We start from the raw sequence: 12,716 nt of genomic DNA on the forward strand, positions 1-12,716 counted from the left end.
TTATAGGAAACGCAATGGCTCTGTCACTGTGATGACGGCGGGTTGGCCGCCATCGTATTGGCCGGCGCGGGTGACGCGACCAGGGGATCGTTCACGTCCCAGCCGCCGCCCAACGCCTTCACCAGCGATACCGACAATGTCAGTTGCTGCCCGTGGATCTGCACGTCCTGACGCTCGCTCGTGAGCAGCGACTGCTGTGCGGTGATCACATCGAGAAACGCGACAAGGCCGCCCGAATAGCGGTCGTTCGCAAGCGTCAACAAACGCCGTGCGTCGGTCACGGCCGCCTGCGATTCCTTCGCGGCGGCATCGAGCACAGACAAACCCGTCACGCCGTCCTGAACCTGCTGGAATGCGTTGAGTACCGTTTGCCGGTAATTCGCCTGGGCGGCCTGATAACCCGCGCTCGCGAAGTCGACATTGGCCGCCCGCCGCCCGCCATCGAAGATGACTTGGCCGAGGCTCGCGCCCAGCGTCCACATCAAGGTGGGCGCGCTCAAGAGGCTCGCGAACTGGGTGCTTTCCCAGCCGATACCCGGCGTCAGCGAAAGGCTCGGGAAATACGCGGCTTTCGCCACGCCGATCTGCGCGTTGGCGGCGGCCATCGCGCGTTCCGCCGATGCAATATCCGGACGCCGCTGCAACAGATCGCTCGGCAGACCCAATGGAATGACCGGCACGCTTGCATCGATTACTTTCGGTGCGATTGCGAACTGCGGCGCCGGTACGCCGATCAACGCGGCAATTGCGTGCTCGAATTGCGCACGCTGGTTGAGCAACAAGCGGGCTTGCACGCGGGTGGTATCGAGTTCCGATTTTTGCTGCAGCACGTCGAGCCCGGATACCGAGCCGAGGTCGTGCTGCGTCGTCACGTAATCCAGCGCCTTTTGTTGCAACGCGACTGAACGGTTCAGGACGTCGATCTCGGCGTCGAGTTCTCGCATCGAAAAGTAGTCGTTGGCGAGGTCGGTGGCGAGCACGAGTCGGGCGTTTGCCAGATCGTCGGCGGATTGTTGCGCGGACGCCGTCGCGCTTTCGATCTCACGACGAATCCGGCCGAACAAATCGGTGTCGTAATCGATGGTCGGACCGACCCGGATGTCGTTCTGAACCGTCGATTGCGTGGGCGTTGCGTAATTGGTGCGCGGCCGGTTTTGCGAAATGCGGGCGCGTGCACCGGTTGCGCCGAAATCGACTTCGGGCAGCCGTTGCGCCGTGTTATTGGCAAGCGTCGCGCGCGCTTGCGCGTAGTGCGCGCTCGCGGCGGCAAGCGTCTGGTTCTGCGCGAGCGCCAGGTCTTCGAAACCGTTGAGCGTAGCGTCGCCGTAACTCGTCCACCAATTCGCGCCGAGCGGCGCATGCGAAGGCTCCGCGACGTGCCAGTATGAATCCGTGCGCCATTCGGGCGGCGTCTCGGCCAAAGGCTGCTTGTAATCCGGCCCGACCGTGCAGGCGGACAGAACCATCGCCCCGGCCGCAAGCGCGCCCAGCCGCATGACCCAGTGCGCGCCCATCACGAGGTCCCCTTCTTCGCAGGCTTGAGCGGCGCGATCTGCACCGGGTCGCCGTCCGCAATGGAATCGCTGGGATTGACGATGATCTTGTCGCTCTGCTCAATGCCGCTTTCGATCTCCAGCGATCGCCCGAGGTCCTGCGCGATCACGATCTTGCGCAACACGACCTTGCCATTCTGATCGACGACAGCAACCCGCGGCCCTTCCGCGCGGAACAGCAGCACATTGCCCGGCACCACGAGCGGCGCGCGTGCAACACCCGGCAACGCTACCTGAACGTAGGCACCCGGGCGCAACTTGTTGTCCGGATTCGGCAAGCGCACTTCGACCTGCAGCGAACGCGTGGGGACATCGATTGCGCCGGAGATATTCGCGATGCTGCCATGGAACTGCTGCCCCGGCAGCTCCGCCTGCGTCACGATTACGTCTTGCCCTGGCTTCACGTTCTGCGCGTATGCCTGCGGAAGCTGCACATAGACGCGCAAGGGATCTGACTGCGCCATGGCGAAAAGCGCGCGGCTTGCGCCGCTGCCTGCATCGATAAGATCACCTACGTCCACGTTGCGCTGCGTCACCACGCCGGTGAACGGCGCCACGATACGCTTGAACGATTCGAGCTGCTTCAGGCGCTGCACGTTCGCGTTTGCCGCCGCGAGATTCGCGACGCCCTGGTTGTAGGTGCTCTGGCGTTCATCGAGTTCTTGCTGCGAGACGGCATCGCGTTGACGCAATTGCTGCCAGCGCGTGAACGAACTCTTCGCGAGCACGAGGCTCGACGCAGTCTGGTCGCGCTGAGCGACCGCCTGCGCGAGTTCCTGATCGATCTCGGGGGTATCGAGCGTCGCGAGCAACTGGCCCTGCTTCACCCGCACGCCGATATCCGCGTACCAGTGCAGCAAATACCCTGTTGCGCGCGCATAGATGGGGGACTCCACGTAACCGCGCAAGGTGCCCGGCAACAAGGTTTCGCCACCGCCTTCCGCCGGTTTGGGCGAGATCACGTTGACATAGACCTTCGCGTTTTGCTGCGAGGTCTCGGTCGCGGCATGGCTTTCCGACACGTTCGATACCACCGTGCGCACGGCGCCGGCAGCCAGCACGATCAGCACGATCACCACGGCGATCTTGGCGCGCTTCCATTCGCGGCCCCGGGGTGGCAACGCGTGGCCGTCCTCGGTTTCCCTCACGGGAATTGCCAGCGATGCATGAGTTTTTTCGGTCATATCGTTCAGCCAGTTTTAACTTGGTGCATGTTCGGGCGTGCCGTGGCCATCGTGATCATCATGGTCACCTTCCGAACGCTCGCGCCGCCGGGCCAGCCGGCTATGGATACCCGCGAAAATAAGCGGCACGAAGAAAAGGGTGGATACGGTCGCAAACAGCAATCCGCCGATCACCGCGCGTCCGAGCGGAGCGTTCTGCTCGGCGCCTTCGCCAAGCCCGAGCGCCATCGGAATCATGCCGATGATCATTGCGAACGCCGTCATCAAGACCGGCCGGATACGGCTTGCACCCGCTTCGAGCGCGGCCGTCAGCGGCGGCGCGCCGGCCTGCAGGCGCTGTCTTGCGAACGACACCATCAGGATACTGTTCGCCGTCGCGACCCCCATTGTCATGATCGCGCCGGTGAGCGCCGGGACGCTCAGGTGCGTGCCGGTGAGGAACAGCATCCACACGATACCGGCCAGCGCGGCGGGCAATGCGCTGATGATGATCAGCGGATCGACCCACGACTGGAAGTTCACCACGATCAGCAGATACACAAGCACGATGGCCATCGCAACGCCCACGCCAAGGCCGAAGAACGATGACCGCATGGTCGCAACCTGGCCGCGCACCGTGATCTCGCTGCCGCGCGGCAGCTTGGCGCGCGCCTGATCGACGAGTTTGTCCACCTGCTTTGCCACGCTGCCGAGATCACGTCCTTCGACGCTCACGAATACATCGATGACCGGCTTGATGTTGTAGCGGGACACCACGGCGAACTGGCTTTGCGGCGAGACGCGCACGAGGTTGCCGAGCAGTTGCGTCGGACCGGTCGCGCTGCCCGAAACCGGCGTACGCAACAGTTCGTCGATGGAAGAAATCTGATACTGCGGTGTCTGCACCGCGACCTGATACTCCACGCCGTTCTTGTTGTTGAACCAGAAACCCGGCGAGGTTTGCGAGCTGCCCGAAAGCGATACCAGCACGTTCTGTGCAACGTTGCTCGCCGTCAGGTTGAGCTGCTGCAGCCGAGTGCGGTCCATCTGCAGGTTGAGCGCGGGCTGGTCGAACTTCTGCTGGATGTGGGTATCGACGGTGCCGGGAATCTGGCGGATCGACTTCATCAGGGCCGACGCGACTTCGAAATTGCCCCGCTGGTTGGCGCCGGAAATCTGTACATCGACAGCCGCCGGCAAACCGAAGTTCAGGATCTGCGTGACGATATCCGCCGGCTGGAAGAAGAAGTCCACGCCCGGGAATCGTTGCGGCAGGATGGTGCGCAGCTTGTCCACGAAGCCCGCGGTCGGATCATGGTCGGGCTTCAATGCGACCTGGATTTCGCCATCGAGCGTACCGATGGTTCCCGCGTTGCTGTACGAGAGATTGATACCGCTATAGGGCAAGCCGAGGTTATCGAGAATGGTCTCGAGCTGATTGGCCGGCACGACCTGACGCACGACGCGTTCGACGTCGTCCGCAAGCCGCGCCGTTTCTTCGATGCGCGTACCTGTCGGTGCGCGCATGTGAAGCCGGATGTTGCCGGAGTCGACGCTTGGAAAGAAGTCTTCGCCGAGCACGAACACAAGCCCGACCGAGAGAACGCAAAAGCCCAGGAAGCCCGCTGCAAAAACGCGGCGGCGCACCAGCAACGTGCTCAGGATCACGATGTACGTGGCGCGCATCCGCTCGAAACCGGCATCGAAACGATGATACAAACGCATGAACAGATTTGGCTTCGCGTCTTTCTTCGGCGTGTGGGCGTGGCCCATCAAAAGCATAGCGAGCGTCGGCACGAGCGTACGCGAAAGCACGTAGGACGCGAGCATCGCGAACACCACGGCCTCCGCGAGCGGCACGAACAGGAACTTGGCGACACCGGTGAGGAAGAACATCGGCACGAACACAATACATATGCATAGCGTGGACACGAGCGCCGGAATCGCTATTTCGCCCGCGCCTTCGAGGATCGCCTCGTGCAGATCCGTACCCATGTGTAAATGCCGCTCGATATTCTCGATGGTCACCGTCGCGTCATCGACGAGGATACCCACCGCGAGCGCGAGTCCCCCCAGCGTCATGATGTTGATGGTCTGGCCAAGCGCATGAAGCGCCAGCAGCGAGGACAAGATGGAAAGCGGAATCGATATCGCGATGATGCAGGTGCTGCGCCAGTTGCCGAGGAACAGCAGGATCATCGCGGCCGTCAGTGCGGCGGCGATCACCGCCTCCTTGATCACGCCCTGAACAGCCGCCTTCACGAACACGGACTGGTCGAAGAGCGCGGTGATCGTGAGGTCTTCCGGCAACGAGGCCTTTGCGTTCGGCAAGATGGCGCGCAGCGAATTGACGATCGACAGCGTCGACGCGCTGCCGTTTTTCATCACCGAAATCAACACGCCGCGCTGGCCGTTCTGCCGCACGATATTCGTCTGCGGAGAAAAGCCGTCGCGCACGTGGGCGACTTCACGCAAGTAAGTAGTCGCACCGTTCACGGTGCGCACGGGGATCTCGTTCAACGCCGCGATGGTCGCCGGCGAACCGTTCATGTTGATCGTGTATTCCTTCGGGCCGATCTTGGCCGTGCCCGTGGGCAAGATCAGGTTTTGCGCGTTGAAGGCGCTGACGACATCGGAGGGCGTGAGACCCTTCGCCAGCAGCGCACGCGTGTTCAGGTCCACCGAAATCAGGCGGCTCTTGCCGCCATATGGATAAGGCACCGACGCGCCCGGAATGGTCACCAGTTGCGGGCGCAGGAAGTTCAGCGCCGAGTCGTTCAGATCTTGTTCGGAGAGCGTCTGGCTCGACAGGCCAAGCTGAATCACCGGAATGCTGGACGCCGAATAACTCAGCACGAGCGGTGGCGTGGCGCCAGGCGGCATCTGCTTCAACTGCGCCTGTTCGACGGCCACCGTCTGCGCGATAGCGGTCTGGATGTTCGCATTCGGTTGCAGGAACACCTTCAGGATGGCGATGCCCGGCAACGACTGCGACTCGATATGTTCAATATCGTTGACCGTAGTGGTGAGGCTGCGTTCGTTGACCTGGGCGATCCGGTTCGCCATGTCCTCCGCCGACAAACCCGTGTATGTCCAGATGATGCTGACCACTGGAATATTGATTTCCGGCAGCACGTCGACGGGCGTTGTCAGGAGCGCGAAAGGCGTTGCCAACAGAATCATGATGGCCATCACAATGAATGTGTAGGGCCGCTTCAGCGCAACGTTGACGATCCACATTAAGACGCGCTCGAAAAAAAGCAGGAAAAGAAAGTGACTAGGCCGGTGCTGGGCTTACACGCATTCGGCGAGCCTGATGGCGAGGACACACCAACCCGCGCGCAATCCGCCGACGCCCGCATCTTAGCGGCAAGGCGCCAACGCCTACATGGCGCCAAAATGGCAAAACTGCCAGAAAACTCTGCGCGCCTCTCTTTATCTGTTCCAGTGAAAAAAACCTTTCGTCCGGCGCAAGCTTGAACAAAAAATCCTGCGCATTCTGCTAGTTTTACGCAACCGGCTCGACGTAATTGTCCCCACGAGCGCACTGCGCTTGCACCGACTCAATGACGGCTTGCACGACCCGCTCGACGCTCGGCCAGTTCTGCGCATGCTGGCCGGGAACATACTGTTCGGGCGCAACGCTCCGATAAGGCGGCGGATAACCCCAGATCGCATCGTGAACTTCGGGCCGCGTCACGCTGCCGCCGAGCACAGCGACCGTCGGACGCCTGAACGCAGCGGCAACGTGCAGCAACATGGAGGAATTCGTGAGCACGACGTCGGCCGTTTCGACCAGCGCGAACATAATGCGCATCGATACTTCTCCCGCCATCGAGCGGATTTGCACGCCCGGGCCAGCAGCGGCGATGGCTTCGTGCGCGCGCAGCCGATCAGCGTCACTGCCGACGATCGCGATATTGCATGCATTACCGGCTTTTTCGATGGCGTTCGCAATCCGGGTTAGCGCGTCCCCGACCTGCCGCGCATCCCATGCCTTGCTGGAAACGCCGGCACCCACTCCAACGACTAAGCGCACCGTGCGGCGGCCACCCGCCTCGCCCGCATTCCATATCTGCGCCGCTTGCAGGCGTTCATCGTCAGTCAGGAAAAGTTGGGGGCGCGCCTCAGGCAGCGTCTTGGCGCCAAGCAGTTCCGCTTGCCCGAGCGCGGCCCGCCCGCATTGCCGCCTCGCGAACTCGATGTAATCCTGACACCCGCTCCAGCCGCCGCGATACCCGCGCACACCAATGCGGTATTTCACGCCCGCGCGCATCATCAGCACCGCGCCCATGTAGCTGCCGAGCACGTCGATACCCACATCGAAACCGCCCCGCGCACGCAACGCAGCAACCTGCGGCGACTTCCACAGGAATCGCATCACATGGCGATGCGACCGGTCCTCGACGAGCTTGTTGTTCCAGGGTGCATCGATCTCGACGATTTCATCGATGAACGGATTGTTTTCCAGAATGGGACGACCCCAGCTTCCAACTCCGGCGATCAGGCGCGTTGTCGGGAAGCGCGTGCGCAGCGCTTCGAAAAGCGGCGTGGTGGTGAGCAGTTCACCGAAATCATTCGGGCGCAACACGAGGATCTCGCGCGGCGTTTCCCGATGCGGGTTGAACCGCGGCCGGTAGAAACGGCTCAGCAACCAGACGGGCGCTTCGATCAGCAGGTTTTTCCAACCCATTGTTTCTCCAATATCGCAGTGACTATCGCCGGGATTACGCTCGAACCAGCTTGAGTCCGATTGAGTGCGTTCATCAGGGGATTGTGCTTTGTCGCGTCCATGCGATATGTGGCCGGCCAAACGGAAATGCACAAACGGGTCGCGCTCCCTGCTGCAACGCAGGGAGCGCGACCCGCCAATCACGCTTCAGATGCAACGTTCAAACGTCTGCGTTACCCGCGATGAAAGTCGCAAACGCGGCGTAAGGCAAGATCGACTTCACGCCGGAGGTGACGATCCCGAAGGTGTTGTTGCCGCTGTCGAGGACGTAATACATCGTCGACTGGATGTTGTGGGTTTTTCGCGCCTGATACAGGTTCGTCAACTGAGTCGTGATGTAGGTCGCACGGTAAGCCTGCGTGTGCTCAGGGCCCGTATTCCACTCGGTGATCATGAACGGCACACCGTACCGGGCCTTGCAATACGTCGGCAAGTCGAAGCCCGGGCCCGCGCCATCCGTGCCTATATTGAATATGTCGCCGTAGACCTCGTAGTTGTGCCACGTCGTGATATCCCAGCGCACGATCGGGTATCCCGTGGTCCCGTCAGGTTGCGAGCCTTCCCACAACGCGTCCGCTGCGCCAATATCGGCGGCGCAAAAGTTGATGCCGCACTTGGCGTTCGGCTGAACTGACCTCACTCCATCGAGCAAACCTCGCATCACGCCTCGCATGGCAGGCCAGTTCGCATTGTTGAAGTCCTTGGCCGTATTGCCCGCCTGATTGAAGTCGAGGATGGTCGAATTCTGCCGGGTCAGTTCGTTCCCGCATTCGTACATGGTCACGCCGTACTGCTTCAGCCGGTTCGCAACGGTCGACCCGACCATGAACGCCTGGTTGTACGCCACTTTCTCGCCGCTCAGGACATTCCCGGATGCGTCGGTCATTCCCTGGTTGATCAGGACAAAGAGCGTCATGCCGGCCGATTGAAACGCCTTGGCGAGAGCGGCCACTGCGTTGAGCTGCGTGGGATCGTCGCTCACGCCGACGCGATAGGTCGACATGCCCAGGCCCTTTAGCATCGATACGACTTGCGCCGGGGAATAGGTATAGTCGAAATGCCCGTTGATGCCATAGAAGCTTCCGGCAACCGGCGCGGTCGCGATGCGCGGGTCGGTGGCATGCAGCCAGCCCGCGACGCCCACGTCGGCCCAGACGTAAAACTGCCCGCTCGTGTTCTTGTGCCACATCATGCCGCCGTACCAGAGAAGCAGGGCAACGTCATAGTTGATGCCGGCGATCACACCGTCGCGGTACACCACGCCGTTCGTGACGGTCCACTGCCTGCCGACTGCGTCGTTGATATACGCGCCAGTCGGGATGGTCGTACCGTTGGGCGAAGTGCCTCTCGCGGAACGCGGATCGAGACACGCGGACCACCCCGAACCCGACCACGCATAAAACTTCCCGGATGAATTCTCGTGGTAGATCGTGTTGCTGAACCACAGCACCAGCGTCACGTCGTAGTTGATCCCGGCAACCGCACCGTTCTTGTAGACCACGCCGCCGGAGAGCGTCCAGATAGCGCCATTGCTGTCGGTAAGCGAAGACGCCGGCGGAATGGTCGCTCCATTTGCCGATGCGCCGCCAACGGCCGCATTTTGCAACGCCTGAACATTTGCAGCAGCGCTCACGGCAGCGCCACCCGCACCTGCGCTCGAACCGCCGCCGCATGCGGCCAAAAGATAGCTGCCACTGATGGCGGCAAGGCCGCCAAGAAATTGACGTCGTTTCAACATGGCGAGTTTTCCCCTGCCGGGCAAATCCCGGCATAAAAAAGTTTGGTCATTTTTTTAAAATGCGAACGAGAAAGGCCGCCGATAAACGGCCCCTGCAAATTTAACTTTGTGATCCTAAATTCTTAAACAGGTAATTCTTTCATGAACGATTGCTTAGGATATCTAATGCACGCAATTGAATTAACGGTCAGGAAAATTGAAACTTGAACCATTCATTCGGTTTGATTCGCCTGTTATCGGTCCAGCGCAAACGTTTGACAAATCAGTGCCAAATCGCGTGAAGGTAAAATATACGCAATACGTTTGGTATGAGTAAATGATACGCGAATGTAACGAAAACCAAATACATTTGCTTACATCAGATGAAAAAAGCCGGAATTTTCCGGAAATCGTTCATTTGCAGCGACCGGCTGATCCTACTTTCTCATCAGAGGAATAAATCATTCGTTATTCTGTGCAAATCAGATCTTTATTTCGGGTACGACCGGGATTCCGAAACGCACCGAGAGTTTTTTGTATGCGGGACGAATTTTGATCCTGTGTTTAACGGTAATTTTTTCGCTTTGTTTGTCGGTGCAAGCAACTTTAAATCGTGGAATCCTTAAAGTTCCGGACCGCCAGGTCGATAGTACGGACTAACCAATCACCAGCTTCCCAAACACTCAAGGTCTATGTCGAAAGCGCCTGAACCAGCAAATGAAGCAGCTCGACTACGCCTTCTGCAGGGGCTGGAAGTACTCGATACACCCGCCGACGAAGCCTTCGACCGCATCACGCGAATCGCTGCGGAGTTATTGCAGGTGCCTATCGCACTGATTTCTCTCGTCGACGAATATCGCCAATGGTTCAAGTCGCGGGTTGGAATAGACGTTTGCGAAACAAGTCGCGACCTGGCTTTCTGTGCACACGCGTTGAACGTCGACGAGATCTTGCTGGTCGAAGACGCGCTGGAAGACGGCCGCTTTGCCGATAATCCCCTGGTAACAGGCGCGCCGTTTGTCCGCTTTTATGCAGGCGTTCCGCTGCGTTCGCCGGAAGGTCTTGTGCTCGGCACGCTGTGCGCCATCGATACAAAACCCCGCACGCTCACCCGTTCCGCAATAAGCGCATTGTGCGATCTGGCTCGCACAGTCGAGAGGGAGCTGCTGCATAAGGAAACGGTGCGCGTTGGCCGCGCCGTGCAGGAATTCGACCGCCGTAATCTTGCGCTGAGCGCGTCTCGCTTCGAAACGATTTTCCGTCAGACGCCGACCGGAAAAGCCATCGTTGATCTGAGCGGCCGGTTTATCGACGTCAACTCCAAGCTCTGCGAAATCACCGGATACAGCGCCGAACAGCTTCTCAGCCTGACCTTCCTGGAAATCACTGTGGAAGCGGATCTGGCGATGGATCTGCAACTCGTCGCCGATCTGCTGTTCGGCCGGAGGAAGACGTATTCGCTGGAAAAGCGGTATAGGCGACGGGACGGCACAATCGTCTGGGTCGACTTGAGCGTGGCGCTCGTGCGCGATGAAACCGGCGAGCCCTTGCACTTCATCAGCGTCATACAGGACATTTCGGCACGCAAGGACAGCGAGAAATTTCTGCGGGATTATCAGCATGAACTCGAGCAACGCGTCACCGAACGCACGGCCGAACTGACGCAGAGCCGGGAAACCCTGCAGACGATCACTAATAACCTGCCGATTCTCATCGGCCATGTTGACGCCGATCTTCTATACCAGTTCAACAACGACGTGTTCAGGGACGTGTTTGGCGTGGAGCCGCGCAGCCTGCACGGGAAGTCGCTCGAGGAGACGCTGGGTTCCGCGCTTTTCGAAGAGCTTCGCCCTTACTTTGAGCGCGCGCTGGCGGGCGAGCGGGTCACCTACGACAACATCCGCTACGCTTCCCAGCACGACCGCATCTGGAGCGCCACCTACATTCCCGACTTTCGCGGCGACAAGGTGGCGGGTTTTTACATCATGAGCCAGGACATTACCGACCGGAAGCACGCGGAGAAAGCGCTTCTCGCCAAAGCCATGCTCGACCCGCTGACGGGCTTGCCGAACCGGCGGGCGTTGCATGAAGAACTGGCGCAAGCGGTTGAACATGGCAAGCGCGAAGCCGTGCCGTTCGCGTTGTTTTTCCTCGATCTCGACGGCTTCAAGACCGTCAACGATACCTACGGCCACGATGCCGGCGACGCACTGCTCATCGAAGTGGGCAAGAGACTGAAGAAAATCGTTCGCCAGAACGACGTCGTCAGCCGCCTGGCGGGCGACGAATTCATCATCCTGAGCCGCGGAATCACTACTGCAAGTGCATGCAGTCGAATTGCGCAGGACATCTGCCGGGCCTTGACGCGCCCGTTCGTCCTGCCGGGCGTGACTGTCGAGATCAGTACGAGCGTAGGCATCACAATGTGCATCGACGCCAGCCAGGCATCCACCGATGAACTCATCAGCAGCGCAGACGGTGCAATGTATGAAGCCAAGCGCAAGGGCCGCAACGGCTTCCGGTTTGCACGCGATCCGCATATCCGGATCGAGCAGATGGACGGAGACCGGGTGCCGTTGCCCGCGGACCATCCGCGCAGCGTGGCGTGAGCGACTGGCTTAGCCAATCCGCTACCTCAGCTTTTCATCGACCCATGACATGAACGCCGCGATCAGCGGCGATTCCATCAATTCGTTCCGACGCACCCAGTAGTACGCATGTTTCGCCGGCACGGTGATGCGAAACGGGCGGATCAGGGTTCCATCGGCGAGATCGTCGCGTACCGAGACGCTGTCACCCAGCGCCACGCCCTGCCCTCGCACGGCCGCTTCGATCCCCACGTGCGCAATGCCGATCTCGAGAATGCGCAAGCCGCCAAGCTTGTCCGCCGATGCCGCCGCGAGCCATCGTGTCCACGATCCGGCGTGCTCGCAGAACAAGGTCCGGTTCGCCAGATCCTGCACCGTGCGCAACGTACGCGGACCGTTCATCAGCGCCGGACTCACCACGGGGAACAGGACCGGATGCGTGATGAGCTTGACATCGCGATCGCGCCAGCGGCCCTCGCCGTACCGGATGCACAGGTCGACATCGGAAGAATAGATTTCCTTGTCTTCGTTCGATGGAATCAGCTTGAGGTTCACCGCTGGAAACTGCTCCAGGAAATCGCCGATATGCCGCGCGAGCCAGCGTGATGTGAACAACAATGGCGCCGATACCACCAAATCACCCGCAATCGCCGGGGAATCGAGCCTCACGACGGCTGTGGCGATCATGTCGAACGCGGTCTTGACGGGCTGGAGCAAGGCCTCGCCCGCTGGCGTCAGCTTCACACGGGCCTTCGAACGGATGAACAACGCCACGCCCAAAGTGCTTTCCAGCACGCGCACCTGATGACTGACGGCGCTCGCGGTGACGCTGAGTTCATCGGCGGCGGCCGCGACCGTGCCGTGGCGGGCGGTGGCCTCGAACGCGCGCAACGGGTTGAGCGGCGGCAATCTGTGACGCATGGCGAAGACCCGGAGATGCTGAGAAAAATTTCATTTGATGCG

The 12,716-nt window shown here is 60.3% G+C and carries 7 protein-coding genes; 1 reads left to right on the forward strand and 6 read right to left on the reverse strand.

Annotation, left to right across the window (positions count from 1 at the left end; genetic code table 11):
* Nucleotides 1-23: 23 nt before the first annotated feature.
* From HB633_RS16335 to HB633_RS16355, 5 genes are all read right to left on the reverse strand, one after another.
* Nucleotides 24-1,514, reverse strand: coding sequence for an efflux transporter outer membrane subunit (locus tag HB633_RS16335; protein ID WP_213779203.1), 1,491 nt, complete (start codon nt 1,512-1,514; stop codon nt 24-26).
* Nucleotides 1,514-2,737 (reverse strand): efflux RND transporter periplasmic adaptor subunit, encoded by a 1,224-nt coding sequence (locus tag HB633_RS16340; protein ID WP_213779205.1) that lies wholly within the window; start codon nt 2,735-2,737, stop codon nt 1,514-1,516. Before HB633_RS16340 ends, HB633_RS16335 begins: the two co-directional genes overlap by 1 nt.
* 15 nt (nt 2,738-2,752) lie before the next feature.
* Nucleotides 2,753-5,956, reverse strand: coding sequence for an efflux RND transporter permease subunit (locus tag HB633_RS16345; RefSeq protein WP_213779207.1), 3,204 nt, complete (start codon nt 5,954-5,956; stop codon nt 2,753-2,755).
* Nucleotides 5,957-6,224: 268 nt separating this feature from the next.
* On the reverse strand, nt 6,225-7,409 hold the full coding sequence (locus tag HB633_RS16350) for a glycosyltransferase family 9 protein (protein ID WP_213779209.1): 1,185 nt from the start codon (nt 7,407-7,409) through the stop codon (nt 6,225-6,227).
* A 199-nt stretch (nt 7,410-7,608) separates the two neighbouring features.
* Nucleotides 7,609-9,186 carry a hypothetical protein gene (locus HB633_RS16355; RefSeq protein WP_213779211.1) on the reverse strand — a complete coding sequence of 526 codons (1,578 nt, stop codon included), beginning with the start codon at nt 9,184-9,186 and terminating at the stop codon, nt 7,609-7,611.
* 671 nt (nt 9,187-9,857) lie between these two features.
* Between HB633_RS16355 and HB633_RS16360 the strand changes: the two genes are divergently transcribed.
* The gene (locus HB633_RS16360) at nt 9,858-11,774 is read left to right on the forward strand and encodes a diguanylate cyclase (protein WP_213779213.1); all 1,917 of its coding nucleotides are present in this window, start codon (nt 9,858-9,860) and stop codon (nt 11,772-11,774) included.
* A 21-nt stretch (nt 11,775-11,795) separates the two neighbouring features.
* On the opposite strand, the gene HB633_RS16365 is transcribed toward HB633_RS16360, so the two are convergent.
* On the reverse strand, nt 11,796-12,674 hold the full coding sequence (locus HB633_RS16365; RefSeq protein WP_213779215.1) for a LysR substrate-binding domain-containing protein: 879 nt from the start codon (nt 12,672-12,674) through the stop codon (nt 11,796-11,798).
* Nucleotides 12,675-12,716: the final 42 nt, after the last annotated feature.

Source organism: Caballeronia sp. dw_276 (assembly GCF_018449635.1).
Taxonomy (GTDB): Bacteria; Pseudomonadota; Gammaproteobacteria; order Burkholderiales; family Burkholderiaceae; genus Caballeronia.

Excerpts from the sequence above, each read along its gene's own strand:
- HB633_RS16360 (WP_213779213.1), top strand. The coding sequence starts at position 9,858 with ATGTCGAAAGCGCCTGAACCAGCAAATGAAGCAGCTCGACTACGCCTT.
- HB633_RS16345 (WP_213779207.1), bottom strand. The coding sequence starts at position 5,956 with ATGTGGATCGTCAACGTTGCGCTGAAGCGGCCCTACACATTCATTGTG.
- HB633_RS16355 (WP_213779211.1), bottom strand. The coding sequence starts at position 9,186 with ATGTTGAAACGACGTCAATTTCTTGGCGGCCTTGCCGCCATCAGTGGC.
- HB633_RS16335 (WP_213779203.1), bottom strand. The coding sequence starts at position 1,514 with ATGGGCGCGCACTGGGTCATGCGGCTGGGCGCGCTTGCGGCCGGGGCG.
- HB633_RS16350 (WP_213779209.1), bottom strand. The coding sequence starts at position 7,409 with ATGGGTTGGAAAAACCTGCTGATCGAAGCGCCCGTCTGGTTGCTGAGC.
- HB633_RS16365 (WP_213779215.1), bottom strand. The coding sequence starts at position 12,674 with ATGCGTCACAGATTGCCGCCGCTCAACCCGTTGCGCGCGTTCGAGGCC.
- HB633_RS16340 (WP_213779205.1), bottom strand. The coding sequence starts at position 2,737 with ATGACCGAAAAAACTCATGCATCGCTGGCAATTCCCGTGAGGGAAACC.